Raw genomic sequence first — 21920 nt, forward strand, 5'->3', positions numbered from 1 at the left:
CCGCCGGCCGACTTTCCAGGAGCCCATGTGCTTCCCCGCTCCGGTGACGTACTGCACGTGACTCGCGCGGCGAGTGTCCAGTTCCGCAAACCCATCCTGTTCCGGGTCATCCGGGTGCTCGACCGGCCCACCTACGACGGCTGGCTCTGGCTCGAAGGCTACGAGTTGAACGCGGCGGGGGACGCGGTCGACCGTCGCTCGATCTTCGTCCAGCGGGCCGGGCTACGGCAGGTCCAGGCCGCTCCGCAGCCGCGTCCACACACGGTGCGTACGGCACGCCGACCGACCGTACGGACTCCGGTTCGGGTGCGCTGAGCAGCGCGACCGCCCAGTTGGTCGGCGGGGCGGGCCGGCGATCCCGGCGGTCCGCCACACGCCGCCTTCGTTCGAGGTGAAAAGGATTCGGGGGGCGTGCCGCCGACATAGAATCGGTGTGCCCACCCCGGCATGTCTCCACCCCGCGCCTCCCGGACCCCGAATCTGGGATGGCCATGGTCAATATGTCCGCGCGGGAGCCTCACCGGTCCCGTATCGCCTACACCCTCGGGCTCCTGGTGCTGCTCGGTGCCGTCACCCTGGTGGTGCTGGGCCGCGATCCCGCCCTGTCGTCCACCCGGCTGGCCGAGCCCGTACCGGCCCCGGAGATCACCGTCGTGGAGAGCGAACCGGTCGAGCCCGACGCACCGGCCGGGGAGGTATGGGACACCTACGCGTACGACGGCCGCTACGAGCGGTCGGTCGACGCACCGGCGGACCCGAACGGCGGCTCCGGGCAGTCCACCTACCGCACCGACCAGGGCGCGCCCGCCCAGGCCACGGATGAGCACCGCCGGGAGGAACTGCGCCGCTCACTCTTCTGGTCCGGAGTGTTCGGACTGGCGATCTCCCTCGCCGGTCTCGGACTGGTGGGCACCAGACGCCGCATGTGTGACGCCAGCGATCACGGGGTGGGGCTCGTCGTGACGGACGGCTCGGTCGTCGGCTCGTCCGGCGTCGGCTCATCCGTCGTCGGCGACGGACTCGGACTGGCCGTGGCGACCACCAGCAGCACCTCGTCACCCGGCTCCACCAGTTCCCCGGCCCCCGGGTCGGTGGAGACGACGGTTCCCGGCGTCTGATCCGACGGGCGGTACTCCACCCGATAGTCGAGATCGAGCCCGTCCAACGCCGCCCGCGCGGCAGCCTCCGGCAACCCGACCAGCGGCGGTACCGGCACCAGCGCCGGGGCGGCGCTCGTCGGCGGCGGTGATGACGCCGACGGGGACGCGGTGGTCGGCGAGGCCGATGCCGTCGTCGGTGTGGCCTGGGTGGTCGGCGATGGCGACTCCGAGGCCGGCCCGTCGTCGTCGAGCAGGCCCTGGCTCGCCAGCCAGAAACCGCCTCCGATCAGGGCGAGCAGGAGCAACAGCAGAATGCCCCAGAGGATCGGTAGCCACCACGCTCGGCCGGGCTGCTCGTCGGCGTACCAGTCGCCGGTCAGTTCCTGGTCCGCTCCCGGCCGTACCGAGGGCACCTCCGCCCGACCGGACCAGGCCGCCGAACGCTGGGTCGGTGGCAGCGGCGCGGTGGCGTCGGGGGGCGGCGTCGGCCCGTCGGTCGCCCGGTCCGGCGGTGCGGTCTCGTCAGCGGTACGCCCCAGCGGCGCGGTCTCGTCCGCCGCCCGCGCCGACTCGTCGGGCGTACGCCCCAACGGCGCGGTCTCGTCTGGACTGTCCGAGGGGATCGGGCGGGTCCGGTCGTCCGGCTGCCCGTCGGTCGGCTCCTGGCGGTCGTCGCTCATGGCACGTCCTTTCCGCCGGTCGGGCGGGCAACAGGCCCCTGACGGCCAACCTAGCGGTTCCGCCGGTCATCGGTCGGCATCAGCGTGTCGGGTCCGCGTCACGGGGCCGGAGCGCTGTCCTCCTCGCTCTGCGGCGCGCCGCACCAGAGCTGGACCACGTCGTTCCACCTGCCGACCGTTCCGCTCACCGGTTGCTGCCTGGTGACCGTGCCGGAGCGGCCGTTGGGATAGCGGGGGGAGAAGCCGTCCTCGACGAGTTCGGCTCCCGCCTCGTTGCACGCCTCACCGACGAGGTCCGGCACCTCGTTCGGTGGGGCCGCCCCAGCCACGTTGACCTTGACGGTGACACCGCGTCGCACCGGCGTGCCCGGGGCCGGGTCGGTGCTGCGTACGCTGGAACTGTCACCGCTGCCGAAGATGAGCTGCCAGCCCAGGCCCAGCTTCCGCAGTTCGTCCCGGGCCTCTTCGAAGTCCAGGCCGACCAGGTCCGGGACGGTGAGTCCGCTCGGCTGCGACTGGCTGGGGCTGCTACTCGGCGAAGCCGAGACGGTCGGCTTGGGCCGCTCCCGTGGTGGCGAGCTGCGAACGGCGGGGGTAGGGGTGGGGGCGTCGATGGCATCGGATGCCACCTTGTCCTGCCGCGCGTGATCGCCGGCGAGCATCCACCCGCCGGTCCCACCGATGATGGCGAGCAGTACGGCAGCGGCCCCACCAGTGATGATCAGTTTCGTCCGATCCGGGCCGGTGTCACCGCGTCCCGGCCGCCCACCCGTGGTCCCGTCCGTCATCCCGCCCACCACCTCATAACCCGCGACCGTAGCGATCCGGGCCAAGCACTGTCCGTAACCGTTGCCGGTCGATGCCCGCGCACAACTCGCCGCACCGACCACAGGACGTTACGCTGCCCGGCATGGCCAGACAGGGCTGGGGAGGATCGATCGCCACCGCGTGCGGCGTGGCAGCCGGTGCCGGGGCCGCCCAACTGGGCTTCGGGTACGGCTTGGGCATTCTCAACTGGGCACCCGACGAGGCGACCGTCGGTACGGCGGCCTGGGTGGCCAGCCTGATCTGGGCCACCTGGATCGCTGCCACCTCGACCATCTTCGGTGCGGTCTGCGCGCAACGGCTGCACGACCGCCGTCAGGCCGCGTCCCCGCCCGACGCCGTGGTCGACGAATCAGCGGCGTCCGATGCGCCGGTCCCGCCCGCCGGTGAACCGCCCGCCGCCATCGTCAAGCCGGCCGGTGGCGGGCTGTGGGGGATCGCCCTGGCCGTGGCCGCCGGGCTCGGCGCACTGATCACGGTGTTGCTGGTCGCCGTACCGGCCCGGGTCGCGGTGGTGCCGGACACCCCGTCTCCCCGGGACATGGCCGCCGGGTACGCAGCGGTCGGCGTGCTGGTCGGGACGCTCGTGGCGGTCTGGACGCTGCGGTGCCGCGCCGCCGCCACCAACGTCATCGCCACCGCTGGCTGGCTCTGGCTGCTCGCGGTCATCGCCGTCGTCGACTCGGTGATCGCCGGTCGTGGGCTGACCACCGCACAGCTCGGCATCTGGCAACTCAGCTCCGGCAGCGACCAGTTCTGGATCCGGGACTACTTCTACTGGCCCGGTGCGGTGCTGTCGCTCGGTTCGGCGCTGATCATCGGCGCACTGGCCGCTCGCAGCGGAGTACGCACGGCCGACCGGCGGGTCGGTGCCACCGCCTCGGGTGCCGCCGGACCGCTGCTGGTGGCCATCGCGTACTTCCTCGCCGTGCCGAGGCTCACGGCGATCAGCCCGGAGCAGGTGTCCGCCCACCTCATCGCCCCGTACGCGGTGATCGTCGGCATCGGCGGGTCGGTCCTGCTGGCGGCGCTCGCCCAACGGTCTGCCCGGCTCGCGCAGAGCCGGTCGAGCAGTCCCGGCGCCGCTCCGGTGCTGCCCCGGCAACGGGTCGGGGACACCGACCGCCTCACCGAGGCGTCCGATCCGGACACCGACCGTTCCGAGCCGGGTACCCGACCCCGGGCCGGGACGACAGCCGGCGAGGTGACCGAGCCCCGGACGGACGCCGCACCGACGCCCGCCGCGTCCAAGCCCGCACCGACGCCCGCCGCGTCCAAGCCCGCACCAACCTCCGGCACATCCAAGTTGGCACCGGCCGAACCGGGAGCAGCCAGGTCATCCGCATCGAAGAAGTCGCCCGCACCGAAGTCCTCGACGACGAAGCCGAGTCCGGTGGAGGCGGGCACGGAGAGCGACCCGTCGCCCTCCGGCGACGACACGACGCCCCAGGGCAGTGGCGGGGGTCGCGGCCGGCAACAGCGCCGGGGCCGCTAATCACCGCCGCGAAAGGTGACTTCGGGACGGGCCCGGCACGGCTGCTCAGTCGAGCGGCCAGGTGTGCACCGGTTCGTTGGTGTACTGCAGCTCCGCGTAACGCTGGAGCATGTGGTGCAGGGCGGCCCGGCGATCCAGACCCAGTTGCCGCTCGGCGGCCCACACCGTGGTGGTCTGCCAGACCGCACCGTTGCGGCCGGTACGACAGCGTTGCTCGATGATGCCGAGCAGCCGGTCCCGGTCGGCCGGGGCGACGCCGAAGCCGTCGAGACCGGCCGCGGCGATCGGCAACAGCGTGTCGAGCACCAACGTGGTCACCGGAACATCGCCCAGCCGGGGCCAGTGCAGGACCGCGTCCATGCCGCGGCGGGCAGCCGCGTGGAAGTTCTCCTCGGCGGAGCTGAAGGTGAGCTGGCTCCAGATCGGCCGATCGGCCTCGGCCATGCCCCGGACCAGCCCGAAGTAGAAGGCCGCGTTGGCCAACATGTCGACCACGGTCGGTCCGGCCGGCAGCACCCGGTTCTCCACCCGCAGGTGCGGGCGACCGTCCATGATGTCGTACACGGGTCGGTTCCACCGGTAGACGGTGCCGTTGTGCAGTCGCAGCTCGGCCAGTTCGGGTACGCCACCGGCGTGCAGGACCTCCACCGGGTCCTCGCTCTCGCAGATCGGCAGCAGTGGCGGGAAGTAGCGGACGTTCTCCTCGAAGAGGTCGAAGATCGAGGTGATCCACCGCTCACCGAACCAGACCCGAGGCCGTACGCCCTGGGTCTTCAACTCGTCCGGCCGGGTGTCGGTGGCCTGTTCGAACAGGGCGATTCGGGTCTCCGACCAGAGCTGGCGGTCGTACAGGAAGGGCGAGTTGGCACCCACCGCCACCTGGGCGGCGGCGATCGCCTGCGAGGCGTTCCAGTAGTCGGCGAAGCTGTCCGGTGCCACCTGGAGGTGGAACTGGAGGCTGGTGCAGGCCGCCTCCGGCGCGATCGAGTCGTTGTGCGTACGCAGTCGCTCGACGCCTCGGATGTCGAGTTCGATGTCCTCGCCCCGGGCCCCGACGATCTGGTCGTTCAGCACCCGGTACCGCTCGTTGGTGGAGAGGTTGTCCGCCACCAGGTGTCGCTCGTTCAACGTGGGCAGGATGCCGACCAGGACGATCCGGGTGTCCGACCGCGCGGCCCGCTCGTTGGCGCGGTTGAGGCTGGCGCACAGGTCGCGTTCGTAGTCCGCGAACCCGTTACCGGAGATCAGCCGGGGGTTGGCGTTGAGTTCCAGGTTGAACTGCCCCAGCTCGGTCTGGAACAACGGGTCGGCGATCGCGGCGAGGATCTCCTCGTTGCGCATGGCTGGTTCGGCCGCCGGGTCGACCAGGTTCAGCTCGATCTCCAGACCGGTCATCGGCCGGTCGGCGTCGAAGCCGAAGTCGTCGAGCATCAGCGCGAACACGTCCAGGCAGCGACGGACCTTCTGCCGGTACCGAATCCGATCCTCACGGGAGAAGGCGGCTCGATCGACGTCCCTGCCCATGTTTCCTCCCGGCGCGCGACGCCCACGAAACGGTGCCGCTTCGGAGCGCACTGTGAACCATACTCGCTGGAAACGTCGAGCCAGGCCACCCCGAAGGCCGGTCTATTGCCGCCGCCCGCCTCGCCGTTGAGGCCGATGGCACCGACACGGACCAGGTCGATCACTCCCGCCCGACTACCTACCCAGCCGCCTCGTCGGGCCCTCGGTATTCGTCGAAGAACAGGTTGTGACAATTCGCACCTGCGAGCGGCCGGGACGAGGAGCCGTACCCGGACAGCCGACAGGCCCGCGCGGTGCGGGCGCGGGCCTGTCGGGGTATGCGGGTCAGGACTGGCGAATCGCCTCGCCCTCGATCTCGATCTTGATCTTCTTGCCGACCAGGACGCCACCCGACTCCAGGGCGACGTTCCAGGTCAGGCCGAACTCCTCCCGGTCGATCTCGGTGCTCGCCGAGAAGCCGAAGATGTCCTGACCGAAGGGGCTGCGGCCGACGCCCTCGAACTCGACCTTGAGGTCGACCGGGCGGGTCACGTCCTTGATGGTCAGCTCACCGGCCAGGACGAACTCGTTGCCCTCGTGGGACTTCACACCGGTGCTGCGGTACTCCAGCGTGGCGAACTTCTCCACGTCGAGGAACTCCGGGCTGCGCAGGTGCGCGTCCCGGTCCGCCTGGGCGGTGTTGATGCTCGCGGCCTGGATGGTGGCGGAGACCGTAGACTCCAGCGGCTCCTCGGCGATCGTGATGGTGGCGCTCGCGTCGGCGAAGTCGCCGCGGACCTTACTTACCATCATGTGTCGGGCGACGAAGCCGACTCGCTTGTGCGCCGCGTCCAGCAGGTAGGTGCCGGCTGCGGGGATCGTGAGGCCGTTCCACTCGCGGGTAACCGGGTCGGTGCTGCTGGTCATGAGAAACTGCCCTCCGGGAAGATATTGTTGAGTAGCACAACAGCTGCTTCAACAACTATACCTTCGGCAATATTCCAGCTGTCAAGGATTGGTACGATGTACCTGTGAACGCGAACGCCTTCGAAGATCCTCGAATCACGGCGGTTGGCCTGCTCTTCGAGGTACACGCCGGGCTGGCCGCGCGATTCGCCGCGCAACTGGAGGAGCACGGTCTGTCACCGGTCGAGTTCGAGGTGCTGACCAGACTCACCCGCTCACCCGCGAACCAGCTGCGGATGACGGATCTCGCCGCCCAGACCTCACTGTCCACCAGCGGCGTGACCCGCGTGGTGGACCGGATGGAACGCGACGGGTTGATCACTCGCCGCGCCTGCCCCTCTGACCGACGCAGTTCGTACGCGGTCGTGACGCCCGCAGGACTGCGCCGCCTCGACGAGAGCCTGCCCGGACACCTGCAGCTCATCGAGGACTGGTTCACCGGGCAACTCGACCCAGCCGCACTCGACGCGCTGCTCAGCGGACTGCGCCGGGTACGCGACGCCGTGCACCCCTGCGCGACCGCCGGCAGTGGCAACGACGAGACGTCGACCGAGTGCGACGAGGGGAGATGAGCGATACCCGCGATGCCGTACGACATCTCGGCCGCCATGCGAACCCTCGGTGTTCGCGCCGACAGCCAAGGGTGACATCACCGGCAGAATGACCGGCAGAACCAAAGGATCAATAGGCGATAGGCCGTCAAACCCGACATCTGGCCTCACTGCTCCTCGCTAATGTCGCACCGGCGGGGGGCAGCGGGGGCACCGGCGCGGGCGATGAGCGAGGGGTGGCAACAAGGGGGCTTCCTCGTCCGCGCCGCCCCCGTCCCCGCCACCGACACCCGCTGGCGTCGGGATCACCGACCGCCTGGCCACCCTAGGCGTTCCGCGTCACCGGCACCGCGTGGAGCAGTTCCTCCTCGTGTTTCAGCAGCCGGATGCCACCCTGGCGGCAGGCCAGTTCCACCCGATCGGCGACCGCCGCGTCGGAGGTGCTCGCCGCCAGACCCACCAGAGCCTCCACCACCGTCCGTCGGTCCCGACCGGCCTCGTCCGGCTCCGCCGCCGCCGCGAACCACTCCGCCGCGGCCTCCCGGTCCCCACGATGCAGCGCCAGGTGGCCCTCGATCAGCGCCCCGGTGCCGTCGAGCGGACGCAGCTCGGCGAGCACCTGCTCGGCTTCGGCCGCCCGCCCGTCCTGGGCGAGCGCCAGACCCAGCGTCCCCAACACCCGCCGCCGACTACGCGGAGTGCCCAACTCGCCGAAGGCCGCCAACACCCGCCTGGCCTCGTCCACCGCCTCGGCGTACCGGCCCTCCAGGCGGAGCACCTCCGCGACGGTGCCCCGGGCCAGCACCCGCAGTCGCTGCTCGGCACACTGCCCACCGAGCCGGTCCACCACGGCCAGCCGACGGCGTGCCGTGGCCAGCTCACCGAGTCTGATCTCGTGCCACGCCAACTGGTGTTGTGCGACTGCCATCTGGCGGGTCAGGCCGTGCTCGGTGGCCAGGGCCAGCACCGCCTCCGACTGCTCCCGCGCCAGGCCGGGCCGACCGGTGGCGGCCAGCAGGACGCCCAGCACCGTACGCGCCTCCAACTCGCCCGACACGTCACCGAGCCGACGGAACTCCGCCAGCGCCGCACGGGCCGTCGGCAGTTCCATCGCCGCCGCACCGTGCTCCCCGGCGAGCATCGCCACCCCGACCGAGGCCCGCGCCCGCAGGGCCCGGTCGGCATCGGCGGTACGCGGATCGGCCAGCAGACGCAGCAGCCACTGCCGCCCGACCACGTCCCGCCCGCGTAACCGCCACCACCGGGGCAGACTCACCGCGAGGCGCAACGCGGTCAGCGGGTCGTCGACCGCCGCGTACGCCAGTGCCGAACTGATGTCGCCGGTGACCTCGTCGAGGCGGTGTGCCGCCGCAACGGCACCGGCACCGGTCATCCCCGCTGCGGTCCGCTCCACCAGTCGGGTCACCAGCCGCGCGTGTCGGCGTCGGATCATCATCGACTCACCGGCGCCGGAAGCCTGCTCGACCGCGTAGTCCCGGACGGCGTCGACGAGTCGGAACCGGAACGAGCCGCCACCTCGTACGCTCAGCAGCCCGAGATCGAGGAAGCGGTTCAGCAGCGGCACCGGGTCGACGCCGGTGCCGGCGAGCATCTCCTCGGCCATCTCGACCGACCACCTGTTGCCGAAGGCGGCGAGGTGGCGCAGCGCCGCCCGCTCCTCGTCGGCGAGCAGCCGGTAACTCGTGGCCACCGCGTCGCGGAGCGTCTCCGCCACTGCGGTGCGGGGCTCGTCGCCCCGGGGCCGCGTCTCCCACCCGCTGTGCGTGGCGGCCGAGGTGTCCAGGTCCAGCACCCGGTCGCCGTACCGGTCGAGAAGTTCGGTCAGGTCGAGCAGCCGACCGCGTGCCGCCATCAGTTCGATGGCCAGCGGCAGCCCACCCAGCCGACGCACCAGTGCGGCCAACGCCGGCAACTCGGCGTCGGTCGGCGGTTCCCGCCGGACCTGCGCCAGCCGCGAGAGGAACAGGGTGACCGCCGGACAGCGGGCGAGCGTCGCCGGATCGGTGGCTCCCGGTGGTGGCACCTCCAACGGCGAGACGGGACGCACCCACTCACCGGGCAACCCGACCGGATGCCGACCGGTGACCACCACCCGCAGCGACGGTACCGCGTCGACCAGCCGTCGCAGGGTGCCGGCCACCGGGTCGGGCGCCCGCTCCACGGCGTCCACCAGCAGTAGCGCCGGCCGGTCACCGAGCCGTGCGGCCAACTCGGTGTCCCGGGCGACGCCGAAGACGGTCAGTGCGGCGGCGAGCACGTCGGCCGCGTCCGATCCGGCTCCGATCAGGACACCCGCGACACCGCCGGCATGGGCGGGTGCGGCGGCGTGGACCGCCGCCAACGCCAGTGCCGTCTTGCCGACGCCGGCCAGCCCCACCAGGCTCACCACCCGGGGGCCGCGCGACTCGCTCAACAGGGTGGCCAGTTCGGTTAGGTCGCGCTCCCGCCCGATGAGTTCCGGCGCGGGCGGCAAACCCAATGGCGTGCCGGTCGCAGGCGGTGGGGTCGTCGGGCCGGTGCCCCGGGCGGCGGCGAGGAAGGCCGCCCGGTCGGGGCCGGTCAGTCCGAGCGCCTTGGCGAGCAGTTCGACAGTGGTGCGCTGCGGCCGGGTGGAACGCGCACGTTCCAGGTCACGGACCGTCCGCACCCCGATACCGGCGCGGGCTGCCAGCTCAGCCTGGGTCGCCCCGGCAGCCAGCCGATGCGCCCGCAACAGCTCCGCTAAGGCGGCGTGCGACGGGATGGATTGACGATCATGACCGGGAGCCATGCGCAGGGACAATACGGGCCAGGACCGACATTGGACACGGGATCGTCGGCCACCCGACGATCCCGTGCCGAAACCTGACTACATCCCCAGGTCACGCGCGATGATCATGCGCTGCACCTCGGAGGTGCCCTCACCGATCTCCAGGATCTTGGAGTCCCGCCAGAACCGGGCCACCGGGTACTCGTTCATGAAGCCGTAGCCACCGTGGATCTGAGTCGCCTCGCGCGCGTTGTCCACCGCGATCGTGCTCGCGTGCAGCTTGGCGATCGCCGCCTGCCGCTTGAACGGCTCGCCGGCCAGCATCCGGGCAGCGGCGTCGTAGTAGGCGAGCCGCGCGGTGTACGCCTTCATCTCCATGTCGGCGATCTTGAACTGGATCGCCTGGTAGTTGCCGATCGGCCGACCGAAGGCGTGCCGCTCCTTCGCGTACTTGATCGACTCGTCGACGCAGCCCTGGGCGAGGCCCACGGCCAACGCGGCAATGGCGATCCGCCCCTCGTCGAGAATGCGCAGGAACTGGGCGAAGCCCCGCCCGCGCTCGCCGAGCAGGTTCTCCGCCGGCACCCGGCAGTCGTCGAAGGTCAACTCGTGCGTGTCCGAGGCGGTCCAGCCGACCTTGGAGTAGCCGGGCGCGACGGTGAAGCCGGGCGTACCGCTCGGCACGATGATCGTGGACAGTTCCTTCGAGCCGTCCGGCCGGGTGCCGGTGACGGCGGTGACGGTGACGAGGGCGGTGATGTCCGTACCCGAGTTCGTGATGAACGCCTTCGAGCCGTTGATGACCCACTCGTCTCCGTCCAGCACCGCCCGGGTCTCGGTGCCCCCGGCGTCCGAGCCGGTGCCCGGCTCGGTGAGCCCGAATCCGGCCAGCGCCTCGCCGCTGAGCAGCTTCGGCAGCCACCGGGCCTGCTGCTCCTCGGTGCCGAACCGGTAGATCGGCATCGCACCCAGCGACACCGCCGCCTCCAGGGTGATCGCCACGCTGGAGTCCACCCGGGCCAACTCCTCCAGGGCCAGGCAGAGGGCGAAGTAGTCCCCGCCCATGCCGCCGTGCTCCTCGGGGAAGGGCAAGCCGAACAGGCCCATCTTGCCCATCTGGCGAATGACCTCGTACGGGAAGGTGTGCTGCTCGTAGTGCTCGGCGATGACCGGGGCGACCACCTCGCGGGCGAAGTCCCGCACGCTGTCGCGAAGCGCCTCGTGCTCCTCGGTGAGCCGGAAGTCCATCGGGTTTCCTCCTGTGTGGACGGTCCGTCGGGCGCTCGTGACGCCGGGACGGGTACGTGCTGGTGCCGGACGGGCGACTCAGACCGGGGTGACGCCGTGCCGTCGCCGGGAGAAGTGCCGCTGCTTGCTACGCGCGGCGGCGAACCGGCGTACCAGTTCGGTGCGCAGCTCCTGTGGCTCAACGATCGCGTCGACCACCAGTTCACTGGCGAGTCGTACCACGTCGATGTCCTGCTCGTACTCCTCGCGCCGGGCGGCGACGAACGCGGCCCGCTCGGCCTCGTCCTCGATCGCCGCGATCTTGTTGGCGTACACGGCGTTCACCGCGGCCTCCGCACCCATCACGGCGATCTTCGCGGTGGGCAGGGCGATGGTGGCGTCCGGCTCGAAGCCCGGCCCGGCCATGGCGTAGAGGCCGGCACCGTATGCCTTGCGGACCACCACGCAGATCTTGGGTACGGTCGCCTCGGAGATCGCGGTGATCATCTTCGCGCCGTGCCGGATGATGCCCTGCTTCTCCACCGCGCTGCCGACCATGAACCCGGGCACGTCACTGAGGAACAGCAGCGGCACGTTGAACGCGTCGCAGAGCTGCACGAAACGGGTCGCCTTGTCGGCCGAGTCGACGAAGAGCACCCCGCCCTTGAACATCGAGTTGTTGCCGACCACGCCGACGACCTCGCCGTTCAGCCGGCCGAAGCCGATGGTCAGCTCCTTGGCCCAGAGGGCCTGGATCTCGAAGAAGCTGCCCTCGTCGAGCAGGCCCTTGACGTACCGCCGCATGTCGAACGCCTGGCGCTCGCTCGCCGGCACCAGCGCGGCGAGGTCGGTCTTGGCCGGTGCCTCGACGGCCGGGGCCACGGGTGGTTGCTGCGTCCAGTTCGCCGGCAGGTAGGACAGGTAGCGTTTCACCACGTCGAGCGCCTCTTCCTCGGACTTGCAGAGGAAATGCCCGACGCCGGACTCGGCACAGTGCACCCGTGCCCCGCCCATCGCTTCCAGGGTGGTCTTCTCGCCGGTGACCATCTCGACCATCCGGTCCGAGCCGAGATACATACTGGCGTTGCCGTCGACCATGGCGACCACGTCGCAGAACGCCGGGATGTATGCCCCACCGGCCGCGCTGGGCCCGAACAGTGCGCAGACCTGGGGGATCGAGCCGGAGGCACGGACCTGGTTCCAGAAGATCTTCCCGGCGCCGCGCCGACCGGGGAACAGCTCGACCTGGTCGGTGATCCGGGCTCCGGCCGAGTCGACCAGGTAGACCATCGGGACTCCGGTGTCGTACGCCCGCTCGATGATCCGGATGATCTTCTCGACGGTGCGGGCACCCCAACTGCCGGCCTTGACCGTGGAGTCGTTGGCCATCAGGCAGACCTGACGACCGTCGATGGAGGCGGTGCCGGTGACCACCCCGTCCGCCGGCAGCCCCTCGGCGAGGGCGTTGGCGTAGAGGCCGTCCTCGACGAAGCTGCCCTCGTCGACGAGGAGCGCGACCCGCTCCCGGGCGAACAGCTTCCCCTTGGCCGCGTTCGCCGCGTGGTACTTCTCCGCGCCACCGGCACGGATCCGCTTGCGCAGCTGCTCCAGTGCCTCACCGTCGAGCGTCACGCCGCCCCCTCGCCGCCTCCCGTCGCCGCCACGGCACGGGCCCCAACCAGCCTGAACGATCGTTAGGGTAACGCATCGCGGCCCACGGCGGCGACCCTACGCCGACGCGCCCGGCTCGTTGTCGGGACACCATCCGGAACGCGGGTACGGATCGATCCGTGTCAGGTGGACGGCCGGTAGCCGGGCACCCGCCGCGCGGCTCGGGTGTCGAGAAGTCAGGCGGGCAGGGCGGTGAGTCGGGATCGTGGCCCGGCGCGCAGCACTCCCGAGGGGAGGCTGCGGCCGGTCAACTCCTCGGCCAGCTCGGCCACCTCGATCAGGGCGTCCAGGTCGATGCCGGTGTCGACGCCCATGTCGTGCAGCATGTGCACCGCTTCCTCGGTGGCCAGGTTCCCGCTGGCCCCGGGCGCGTACGGGCAGCCGCCGAGGCCGCCGACGCTGGCGTCGAACTCGGTCACGCCGAGTTCCAGCGCGGTCAGCAGGTTGGCCAGCGCGGTACCCCGGGTGTTGTGGAAGTGCAGCAGCACCGGAACGTCCGCGTTGCGGTCGCGTACCGCAGTGATCAGGTCACGGACACGTCGGGGCGTACCCATGCCGGTGGTGTCGCCGAACGCGACGCGGTCGGCGCCGTCGCGCACCACCCGGTCCACGATGGCGGCCACCCGCGCCGGATCGATGTCGCCCTCGTAGGGGCAGCCGAAGCTGGTCGCGACGATCACCTCGGCGCGGGCACCGGCCCCGTGCAGCAGGTCGATCAACTCGGCGATGTCGTCCAGCGACTCGTCGGTGGAGCGGTTGACGTTGCGCCGGTTGTGCGTGTCGCTGGCGGAGACGACCACCTCGATCTCGGTGAAACCGGCCGCCAGTGCGCGCTGCGCTCCGCGCGTGTTCGGCACCAGCGCGGAGTACCGCACCCCGTCGACGCGCTTCGCCTGTCGCCACACCTCGTCGGCGTCGGCCATCTGCGGGATGGCCCTGGGGTGCACGAACGACACCGCCTCGATGCGTCGTACCCCGGTCTGGGAGAGCGCGTCGAGCAGCCGCACCTTGGCGTCGGTGGGGATCGGCGCCTCGTTCTGCAAACCGTCGCGCGGCCCGACCTCACGAATGGACACGTACTTCGGCATCTCCGCCATGCGGCCACCTCGCTGTGACACGTCTCTGTCGCTGACACCCCAAGCATGTCACGCCACCCACCCGCCATGTCGATCAAGAAGTTTGGGTCTGGAGCCACGCCGCAGGAGACCCAAACCTCTTGATCAACTGGTCGGTACGGGCGAGGGTCAGCGGAGACGGGAGACGATGGTGGTGTCGTAGTCGCCGGAGAGGAACTGCTGGTCGTCGAGCAAGTCGACGAAGAAGGGAAGGTTGTTCTTGGGGCCGGTCAGCTCGAAGGCGGCCACCGCGGCACGAGCGCGGGCGATGGCCTCGTCCCGGTCCTGGCCGTGCACGATCAGCTTCGCCATCAGGCTGTCGTAGAACGGGGTGACGGTGTTCCCCTCCACATAGCCGGAGTCGACGCGTACCCCCTCGCCGGTCGGCTCCACCCAGGTGGTGATCGTTCCCGGGCCGGGCAGGAACCGCTTCGGGTCCTCGGCGTTGACCCGCAGCTCGATGGCGTGACCCCGGGCGGTCAGCGCGTCCGGGTCGAAGGTCGGCGGCAGACCGGCGGCCACCCGCAGCTGCTCCTCCACCAGGTCGATGCCGTGCACCAGCTCGGTCACCGGGTGCTCCACCTGAAGCCGGGTGTTCATCTCCAGGAAGAAGAACTCGTCGGCGTCGCCCTTGGCGTCCCGCTGACGCGGCACCAACAGGCACTCCACCGTGCCCGCGTTGCGGTAGTCGACCGCCTCGCCCGCACGCACCGCCGCCGCCAGCAGGCGGGCCCGTAGCTCCGGCGAAACCGCAGGCGAGGGCGACTCCTCCACCAGTTTCTGGTTGCGCCGCTGCACCGAGCACTCCCGCTCGCCCAACGCCAGCACCCGACCGTCGGCCAGGCCGAGGATCTGCACCTCGACGTGCCGCACCCGGGGGAAGTACCGCTCCAACAGCACCGAGCCGTCACCGAACATCCGCTCCGCGAAGGTCCGCACCTTGTCGTACTCGGTGCGCAGCGCGGCCTCGTCGACGGCGACGCCCATGCCCATGCCCCCGCCACCGGCGGCGGCCTTCACCATCACCGGGTAGCCGATCTCCGCCGCCGCCGCGACCGCCGCCGCCAGGTCGGCCGCCGGCTCGGTGGTCCCGGCCGCCACCGGCACACCGGCCGCCGCCATCAGGTTCCGGGCATTGATCTTGTCGCCCATCGCGGTGATCGCGTCCGCGCCGGGCCCGACCCAGATCAGGCCGCTGGCCTCGACGGTACGGGCGAAGTCGGCGTTCTCTGACAGGAAGCCGTAGCCGGGGTGGATCGCCTGCGCGCCGGTCGACTGGGCGGCGGCGAGGATCGCCTCGGTGTTGCGGTAGCTCTGGGCCGGGTTGGCCGGGCCGACGCAGACGGCCTCGTCCGCCTCGGCGACGAACGGCAGGTCGGCGTCGGCCTCCGAGTGCACCGCGATCGCTCGGACCCCGAGTCGCCGGGCGGTACGGATGATCCGGCGGGCGATCTCGCCCCGGTTGGCGACCAGCAGCGACTCGATCATGGTTCCTCCGAGCGTTCCATTTTGTGGGACGCGGGCTAGCCAATCACGTCACGCCGAGCGCGAGAAAGACCCCCTACCGACGCCGTGGCCGGTATTCGGCCGTGGGTGTCGAGCCCTGTGACCGGCGGCCTGCCCCCGGCGAGCTGACGCCGGTCAGGCTGGGCGGGTGGGCGCGAGCAGCGCGGCCAGCGTGGCGGCGCGCAGCAGCTCGGCCCGACGCCGATGGTCGACCTCTCCGCCGAGGAACGGGGTGGAGTTCATCAGGCCGAACGCCGCGTGCGCCAACACCCGCGCCTCGCCATCGGGCAGCCCCGGGTGCAGCGCGGTCAACACGGTGACCCACTCCTCGACGTAGAGCCGCTGGAGCCGACGGATACGCCGACGGGGCTCCTCCGGCAGGCGGTCCAGTTCGTGCAGGTGCAGCGCGATGACGGCCGGGTTGGCGAGCGCGAAGTCGACGTGGAAGTCGATCAGAGACTCGAGGGCGGCGCGCGGGTCGCCGGGGTGGGCGGCGGAACGCTGCCGACCACCGTCGAGCAGCCCTTCGCTGACCGGCGTCAGCGCGGCGACCAGCATCGCCTCCTTGCCGGCGAAGTGGTGATAGAGCGCCGGGCCGGTCACCCCGGCAGCCGCGCCGATGTCGTCCATCGACACGCCGTGGTAGCCCCGGGAGGCGAACAGACCTACCGCGATCTCAAGAATCTCGTCCTTGCGGGAGCGGCGTCGTCCCGCACCCGTGGCCCCGCCGCTCGTGCCCCGGGCCTGCTGCTCCACCGTCACCGGGCCAGCGTAGACCCGACTGTCGACAGCGTGGGACCGTGGTTACCCGCCGGTCCGATTGCCGGGACCTGCGCCTGCGCTCAGGCGTTGGTCGAGGCCGGAGCGGGGTCTCGGTGCCGCATCGACGGCAGCACCGAGACCACGCGACGGGTCACTTCGGGTCGGGGCCCTTGACGACGGGGGCGCGCACTAGGTTGCCCCACTCGGTCCAGGAGCCGTCGTAGTTGCGCACCTTCGGGTAGCCGAGCAGGTGCCGCAGGACGAACCAGGTGTGGCTGGACCGTTCGCCGATCCGGCAGTACGCGATGACGTCGTCCTCCGGCGTCAGCCCGAGCTGGTCGGCGTAGATCGCACGTAGCTCGTCGGCCGGCTTGAAGGTGCCGTCGTCGTTGGCGGCGGACTTCCACGGCTTGTTCACCGCGCCCGGGATGTGACCGCCGCGCAGCGCACCCTCCTGCGGGTAGTCCGGCATGTGCAGCATCTCGCCGGTGTACTCGCCCGGCGACCGCACGTCGACCAGCGGTCGGCCGGCGTCGACGTGTGCCGCCACCTCCTCGCGGAACGCCCGCACGGGTGCGTCGTCACGCTGCGGCACCGGGTAGTTCGCCCGGGGTCGGTTCGGCTTGTCGCGGGTCAACTCCCGCCCCTCGGCGATCCACTTCTGCCGGCCACCGTCGAGCAGCCGCACGTCCGGGTGGCCGAAGAGAGTGAAGACCCACAGGGCGTACGCGGCCCACCAGTTGAAGTTGTCGCCGTAGAAGACGACGGTGTCGTCGCGGCCGATGCCCTTGGCGGCGCAGAGCTCGGCGAACCGTTCGGCGTCCAGGTAATCCCGGGTCACCTGGTCGTTCAGCTCCAGGTGCCAGTCGACCTTGACGGCACCAGGGATGTGGCCGCTGTCATAGAGCAGTACGTCCTCGTCGGACTCGACGACCACGAGACCGTCGTCGCCCAGATGCTCGGCCAACCAGTCGGTGGTGACCAGTCGTTGCGGGTCCGCGTACGACTGGAGTCGGGGATCGGGATCGTTCGGCACAGACATGGTCCCCAACGTACGCCGTGCTCCGCCCCCGCCCCGGTGATCAAGAAGTTTTGGTCGGATTCCTCGCCCTCCGAGGACCAAAACTTCTTGATCAACTCGGTGGGGTGAGGGGGGTGAGGGGGGTGAGGGTGGGGCGCTTGGCGGTGCGGGTGTCGCCGGAGGAGCGGCCGGTGAGGCGGCGGGTGATCCAGGGGGCCAGGTGCTGGCCCGCCCAGCGCAGGTCGGCGGTGCGGGCGGAGAGCCAGGGAGTGGGCTCCGGGTGCGGCGGGACCAGCAGCCACTCCTCGTCGCAGCCGACACCGAGGGCGGTGAGCACCTGGCCGGCGACGCGGCGGTGCCCGGCCGGGGAGAGGTGCAACCGGTCGGTGCTCCAGAGCAACGGATTCAGGTACGTGTCGTCGGCGTACAGGTCGACCAGGATGGCCCCGTGTCGCTCGGCGGTCTCCCCGACGGCTCGGTTGAGCAGGGCGACCCGGGGTGCGATCAGCCGTTGGCCGGGCAGCCGCGCCATCACGTCGGCGAACCGGAACAACACCACGTCGGCACCGCCGCCACGCAGTCGACCGACCACCTCGTCGAACCGGCTGACCAGGCTGTCCGGGTCGAAGCTGCGCCGCAGCACGTCGTTGCCGCCAGCCGCGAAGCTGACCAGGTCGGGCTTCATCGCCAGCGCCGCCGGGACCTGCTCGGCCACCACGCTCGGGAAGGTACGTCCCCGGATGGCCAGATTGGCGTACGCGAAGTCGGGCCCGGCCTCGGCGGCGAGCCGGGTGGCCACCAGATCCGCCCAGCCGCGAAAACTGCCGTCCGGGTAGGCGTCGTCCAGGCCCTCGGTGAAGCTGTCCCCGACCGCGACGAAACTGCGCCAGCGCACTGCTCACTCCTCCGACGTGCGAGTAGGGGCGGGCAGGAAGAGCTCCCGCCTACCGCTGGAAGTTTTGCATCGGGCACCCACCTGGCGGTGCCCCGTGCGGCGGAACGTGGCGGACGTCATCGATCCTGCACGAACGCTGGTGCGGCCGGAAGCGCCCCTGGTGGGTGGCGCGCTCCGGCTTAATGGGTCCACGCCACGGGCGCGTCGCGAGTAGTGTCCTCACCCACACACCCCCCCACACTCTCGAAGGAGACCGCTGTGGCTGTTGGTCGTCGTTGGCTGTCCCGGACGGCTGCCACGCTGCTTCTCGTCGGCGGGGTCGCAGTCCCCGCCGGTCCCGCCTCGGCGGTCGACCCGGATCCGAAGTTCACCTTCGAACTGACCGGTACGACGATTCCGGTCGGATTCACGCACAAGACGATGCACCTGAAGGTGACCAATCTGACCGATGAAACCCCGAGCGTCATCGAGTATTCCGTCCGGCCCGACGATGCTGCTTGGGACGACAGAGCCTGGTTCCTCTGGGGGGAGGGTGGTGGTTCCGGCCAGTGTGATGGCGACTCTGCTGGTTGGTACTGCCGCTCCGACGCGGTCAGTGCTCCGCAATTGCGCCCGGCGCCCGGCGGCACGGTGGACTACCCCATCTCCGTCAGTACCGGGTCGGTGAAGGAGCCCTTCGAGGGCAAAATCCAGATCGAGATCTACATGATCTGGGGCGAGAACGGAAAGCGGATCACCGAGACCAGGGAATTCACCGTCAGCCTCGTCGACGACGCCGAAGCCGACCTGTGGGTGGTGGCGCCGGACGTCAAGCAGTCGGTGCGCGTCGGCGCCGGTGGCCGACTCGAAAACACCGGAACGTTGAATCCGGGCGAGACCGGCGCGGTCCGGTACCGGATCGTCAACCACGGCGTGAAGCCGGTCAGCGGTGTCACCGTCACCCTGCGCCTGCCTGAGAACGTGACGTTCACCCGGCCGCCGCAGGAGTGCGTGATCGACGACGACGGACGTTCGGCGGTCTGCACCTACGATTCGCTCGCGCTCGTACCGCCCAATCGGAACAGCGAGCCGGACTGGGACGTCCACTCCGCTGTCGAGCTGTACAACCTGGTGACGGTGCCGGCCGACGTCAAGGCACCGGTCACGCTGGCGGGCGGAAGCGTGCAGGTCGAGGGCCTGTCCGACGGCATCGGTGCCCGCTCCGCCCCGGAGCGGACCGTGCTCCCGGCGAACGCCGTCGCCGTACCGGCAGCCGACGTCGACGCCAGCGACAACAAGGACGGGTACGCCGTGGTGGTCGCCGCCGCCGAGAGCGGAAACGGGGGCGGCGACGGCGGGGGTCTGCCGGTGACCGGGCCGCAGGCCGGGCTGATCGCCGGAGCGGGTCTCGTCATGGTCGCGGGGGGTATCGCGCTGCTGCTCGCTCGACGCCGCCGACCTGTCGCGTTCGTCTCCGGCGAGGACACCACCGCTTCCTGACCTCTCTGCCACCGTCCTGACCCGAAACGGTCCTGACCCCGGACCAGCCCTGACCTGGACCAGCCCCGGGTTGGTCCGGGTCAGGTGGTACGGCAGCGGCCGGTGCAGGTTGGCGGCATAGCGACCGCCGGGCGACGGTACGGGGCCCAGGCCACGAACCGCTGGAACAGCTCACGCGGGGTCGGGCCGCCCTCCGGGTCGAGCCGGAACAGGTCGTGGGTCGCCTCGTAGTAGAGCCCGGACAGGTAAATCGACAGGTCGAGCCAGCGGTCGTCGTACTCGACGCGGAGCAGCAGACGGGCCTCGGCGCACGGCCAGGACAGCCCGCAGGCGCGGCACAACCAGAGCGGGCGCAACGGCAGATGCTTCGGGCTGTTCACCGGATGCCGCCGGGGCCACGCGGCCGCCAGGCCGCGACGCGGCACGGGCATCCCGGCAAGGCGACCACGCGACGGTACGCCCGGTCGCTGAGGCTGTTCCGGGTCGGTCGGAGCGCCGACGACGTCAGGGCGCGGCTCGTTCGGTTCGGGCATCTTCACCTCCGGCGGTGAGCAGGAAGGGGCCGCCCCGACACGGGGGAAGTGAGGGCGGCCCCAGGGCAACCCCACCCCGTCCCCGATGGATGGGAGCAGGACCACCAGGTGACAGTGTGGTGATCGCGTGACTACTCTCGGAAGGCGTTAGCGCTGGCCGTGGCGGGGTCGAAGGCCAGCCGGGAAGCCCACCCGAGCAGCCGAACGATCGTGGAGGCACTGTGGAATCCGAGCCGACCGCCGAACTGATCCGGGCACAATTGCGTCGGCTGCGGCTGGCCGCCAACCTGAGCCAGGAGGAGTTCGGCAAGCAGGTGCATTTCTCCGGCTCGCAGATCTCCGCGATCGAGTTGGGTCAGCGTCCGTTCGACCGGCTCTTCCTCAAGCGGGCCGACGAGGTGTTGAACAGCGACGGCCTGCTGCTGGGCCTGCTGCGCATCGCCGAACTGCACGGCCAACCGAACTTCCTGCGCCCGTGGCTGGACGCCGAACGCGTCGCTCAGCAGTTGCGCTGCTACCATCCGACGCTGGTCCCCGGTCTACTCCAGACCGAGCACTACGCCCGCGCGGTGATCCGCGCCGACGACCTGCTCAGCGACGACGAGGTGGAGCGGCGGCTGGCAGTACGGATGGACCGGCAGGCGGTGCTGACCCGGCCGGACCCGCCGATCCTGGTCGCGGTGATCGAGGAGGCGACGCTACGCCGGGCCGACGAGAGCTTCCGGGGCATCATGGCCCAGCAGATTGGCCACCTGCTCGACTGCGTGCAGCGCGGCGGCGTTCTGGTCCACGTCATCTCGGCCGAAGTCAGCGTGCACGTCGGGCTCATCGGCCCGCTCACCCTGGCCCGTGGAGTCGATGGTGACTGGGTCGGCCACCTGGAGAACCATGTCGGTGGCGCGACCATCGACAAGGACGGTGAAATCGCTACGCTGCTGGCGAGGTGGGAGAGCATCCGCAGCATGGCTCTCCCCAAGGGACAGTCCGAGCTGCTGATGAAGGAAGTGATGGAGTCGTGGTCCACGATCTGACCGGCGCGACCTGGCGTAAGTCCACCCGCAGCGGCAGCGGCGAGTGCATCGAGGTGGCCGACGACCTGCCCGGCGTGGTCGGCGTACGCGACAGCAAGGACGCCACCGGCCCGGTGCTCGCCTTCACTGCGACCGCCTGGCGTCGCTTTGTCGAGCACGCCAAGCTCGGCTGAGCCAGATCCTGGACCGGCAGCGCCTCAGCGGGCGCTGCCGAACCAGGATTTCAGGGGTGCTGGCGATGGTCGGCGCGGGGCGCACCCGGCCGGTCGGCGCGGGAGAGGCCCCAGGCGACCAGGCCCGCGACGACGCCGACGATGACGCCGGTGAAGACGCTGCTGATCGCGGCGAAGATCCGCACGATGACGGCCTGCGCCCCCGGAGCTAGATCGGCCAGGTTGCCGCCGAGGGTCGGCTGCTCGTCGAAGGCCACCTGCCAGAGCAGCTGATGGGTCGCGGCCAGCAGGACGCCGTAGATCAGACCGACGACGAGCAGGGTCAGGAACGGGTTCGGCACCCGCTTCGCCAGCACCACGGCGATCCACACGACCGGCGGTATGACCACCAGCAGCAGGTTGACGAAGGTGCGCTCGTGCACCAGGCCCAGGTCATGCAACACCACTCGGGGCAGGCCGAGCAGTGCCAACCCGAGCAGGGTGAGCAACGGAAGCCCGAGGGCCGGGCGAGGTGACGTGTTCATGCCGGCAACGCTAGGAACGATCGCTGGCCACGCCATCCGTCGACGGACTCGGTCCCGGTACGTCGGAAAGCGACCAACGGTGTCGCCTTCCGA

20 protein-coding genes are annotated in these 21920 nt (G+C 70.7%); 6 read left to right on the forward strand and 14 right to left on the reverse strand.

Going from position 1 to position 21920, the window contains the following annotated elements:
- Positions 1-27: 27 nt before the first annotated feature.
- On the forward strand, positions 28-315 hold the full coding sequence (locus ACLQ2S_RS07975; RefSeq protein ID WP_309223840.1) for a hypothetical protein: 288 nt from the start codon (positions 28-30) through the stop codon (positions 313-315).
- Between the two features lie 625 nt (positions 316-940).
- Here the strand turns inward: ACLQ2S_RS07975 and ACLQ2S_RS07980 are convergent.
- Entirely contained in the window at positions 941-1780 is an 840-nt protein-coding gene (locus ACLQ2S_RS07980; RefSeq protein WP_155221764.1) for a PASTA domain-containing protein, read from the reverse strand.
- A 98-nt stretch (positions 1781-1878) separates the two neighbouring features.
- The gene (locus ACLQ2S_RS07985) at positions 1879-2568 is read right to left on the reverse strand and encodes a PASTA domain-containing protein (protein ID WP_155221765.1); all 690 of its coding nucleotides are present in this window, start codon (positions 2566-2568) and stop codon (positions 1879-1881) included.
- A 122-nt stretch (positions 2569-2690) separates the two neighbouring features.
- Here ACLQ2S_RS07985 and ACLQ2S_RS07990 point away from each other — a divergent pair, with 122 nt between their 5' ends.
- The gene (locus tag ACLQ2S_RS07990) at positions 2691-4100 is read left to right on the forward strand and encodes a hypothetical protein (protein WP_230462897.1); all 1410 of its coding nucleotides are present in this window, start codon (positions 2691-2693) and stop codon (positions 4098-4100) included.
- Positions 4101-4145: 45 nt separating this feature from the next.
- On the opposite strand, the gene ACLQ2S_RS07995 is transcribed toward ACLQ2S_RS07990, so the two are convergent.
- Entirely contained in the window at positions 4146-5624 is a 1479-nt protein-coding gene (locus ACLQ2S_RS07995; RefSeq protein WP_155221766.1) for a glutamate--cysteine ligase, read from the reverse strand.
- Between the two features lie 324 nt (positions 5625-5948).
- Positions 5949-6530, reverse strand: coding sequence for a YceI family protein (locus ACLQ2S_RS08000; RefSeq protein WP_155221767.1), 582 nt, complete (start codon positions 6528-6530; stop codon positions 5949-5951).
- 104 nt (positions 6531-6634) lie between these two features.
- On the opposite strand from ACLQ2S_RS08000, the gene ACLQ2S_RS08005 reads away from it, so the two are divergent.
- On the forward strand, positions 6635-7141 hold the full coding sequence (locus tag ACLQ2S_RS08005; RefSeq protein ID WP_425701425.1) for a MarR family winged helix-turn-helix transcriptional regulator: 507 nt from the start codon (positions 6635-6637) through the stop codon (positions 7139-7141).
- A gap of 304 nt (positions 7142-7445) precedes the next feature.
- Here the strand turns inward: ACLQ2S_RS08005 and ACLQ2S_RS08010 are convergent, their stop codons facing one another.
- From ACLQ2S_RS08010 to ACLQ2S_RS08045, 8 genes are all read right to left on the reverse strand, one after another.
- Positions 7446-9911, reverse strand: coding sequence for an ATP-binding protein (locus tag ACLQ2S_RS08010; RefSeq protein WP_425701426.1), 2466 nt, complete (start codon positions 9909-9911; stop codon positions 7446-7448).
- 78 nt (positions 9912-9989) lie between these two features.
- A complete protein-coding gene (locus tag ACLQ2S_RS08015) occupies positions 9990-11138 on the reverse strand; it encodes an acyl-CoA dehydrogenase family protein (RefSeq protein ID WP_155221769.1) in 1149 nt (382 codons plus the stop codon).
- 78 nt (positions 11139-11216) lie between these two features.
- Positions 11217-12749, reverse strand: coding sequence for an acyl-CoA carboxylase subunit beta (locus ACLQ2S_RS08020; protein WP_309223842.1), 1533 nt, complete (start codon positions 12747-12749; stop codon positions 11217-11219).
- Positions 12750-12964: 215 nt separating this feature from the next.
- Positions 12965-13885: a hydroxymethylglutaryl-CoA lyase gene (locus ACLQ2S_RS08025; protein WP_425701427.1), complete on the reverse strand. Its 921-nt coding sequence runs from the start codon at positions 13883-13885 to the stop codon at positions 12965-12967.
- Between the two features lie 147 nt (positions 13886-14032).
- Positions 14033-15391 (reverse strand): acetyl-CoA carboxylase biotin carboxylase subunit, encoded by a 1359-nt coding sequence (locus ACLQ2S_RS08030; protein WP_155221771.1) that lies wholly within the window; start codon positions 15389-15391, stop codon positions 14033-14035.
- Positions 15392-15544: 153 nt separating this feature from the next.
- On the reverse strand, positions 15545-16171 hold the full coding sequence (locus ACLQ2S_RS08035; RefSeq protein ID WP_309223843.1) for a TetR/AcrR family transcriptional regulator: 627 nt from the start codon (positions 16169-16171) through the stop codon (positions 15545-15547).
- A gap of 151 nt (positions 16172-16322) precedes the next feature.
- Positions 16323-17213, reverse strand: coding sequence for a sulfurtransferase (locus tag ACLQ2S_RS08040; protein ID WP_155221772.1), 891 nt, complete (start codon positions 17211-17213; stop codon positions 16323-16325).
- A 91-nt stretch (positions 17214-17304) separates the two neighbouring features.
- Positions 17305-18087: an SGNH/GDSL hydrolase family protein gene (locus tag ACLQ2S_RS08045; RefSeq protein ID WP_425701428.1), complete on the reverse strand. Its 783-nt coding sequence runs from the start codon at positions 18085-18087 to the stop codon at positions 17305-17307.
- Positions 18088-18345: 258 nt separating this feature from the next.
- Here ACLQ2S_RS08045 and ACLQ2S_RS08050 point away from each other — a divergent pair, with 258 nt between their 5' ends.
- Positions 18346-19566 carry a hypothetical protein gene (locus ACLQ2S_RS08050; RefSeq protein WP_155221773.1) on the forward strand — a complete coding sequence of 407 codons (1221 nt, stop codon included), beginning with the start codon at positions 18346-18348 and terminating at the stop codon, positions 19564-19566.
- Between the two features lie 80 nt (positions 19567-19646).
- Here ACLQ2S_RS08050 and ACLQ2S_RS08055 read toward each other — a convergent pair whose 3' ends face one another.
- Positions 19647-19997 carry a hypothetical protein gene (locus ACLQ2S_RS08055; RefSeq protein ID WP_155221796.1) on the reverse strand — a complete coding sequence of 117 codons (351 nt, stop codon included), beginning with the start codon at positions 19995-19997 and terminating at the stop codon, positions 19647-19649.
- Between the two features lie 323 nt (positions 19998-20320).
- Here ACLQ2S_RS08055 and ACLQ2S_RS08060 point away from each other — a divergent pair, with 323 nt between their 5' ends.
- Both ACLQ2S_RS08060 and ACLQ2S_RS08065 read left to right on the forward strand, forming a co-directional pair.
- Positions 20321-21130, forward strand: a complete 810-nt coding sequence (locus ACLQ2S_RS08060) for a helix-turn-helix domain-containing protein (protein ID WP_309223845.1) — start codon at positions 20321-20323, stop codon at positions 21128-21130.
- Positions 21115-21303: a DUF397 domain-containing protein gene (locus tag ACLQ2S_RS08065; protein ID WP_309223846.1), complete on the forward strand. Its 189-nt coding sequence runs from the start codon at positions 21115-21117 to the stop codon at positions 21301-21303. Before ACLQ2S_RS08060 ends, ACLQ2S_RS08065 begins: the two co-directional genes overlap by 16 nt.
- Before the next feature lie 50 nt (positions 21304-21353).
- Here the strand turns inward: ACLQ2S_RS08065 and ACLQ2S_RS08070 are convergent, their stop codons facing one another.
- Positions 21354-21827, reverse strand: a complete 474-nt coding sequence (locus ACLQ2S_RS08070; protein WP_155221774.1) for a hypothetical protein — start codon at positions 21825-21827, stop codon at positions 21354-21356.
- Positions 21828-21920 lie beyond the last annotated feature (93 nt).

The organism is Micromonospora sp. DT48 (genome assembly GCF_049844495.1).
Lineage (GTDB): Bacteria > Actinomycetota > Actinomycetes > Mycobacteriales > Micromonosporaceae > Micromonospora.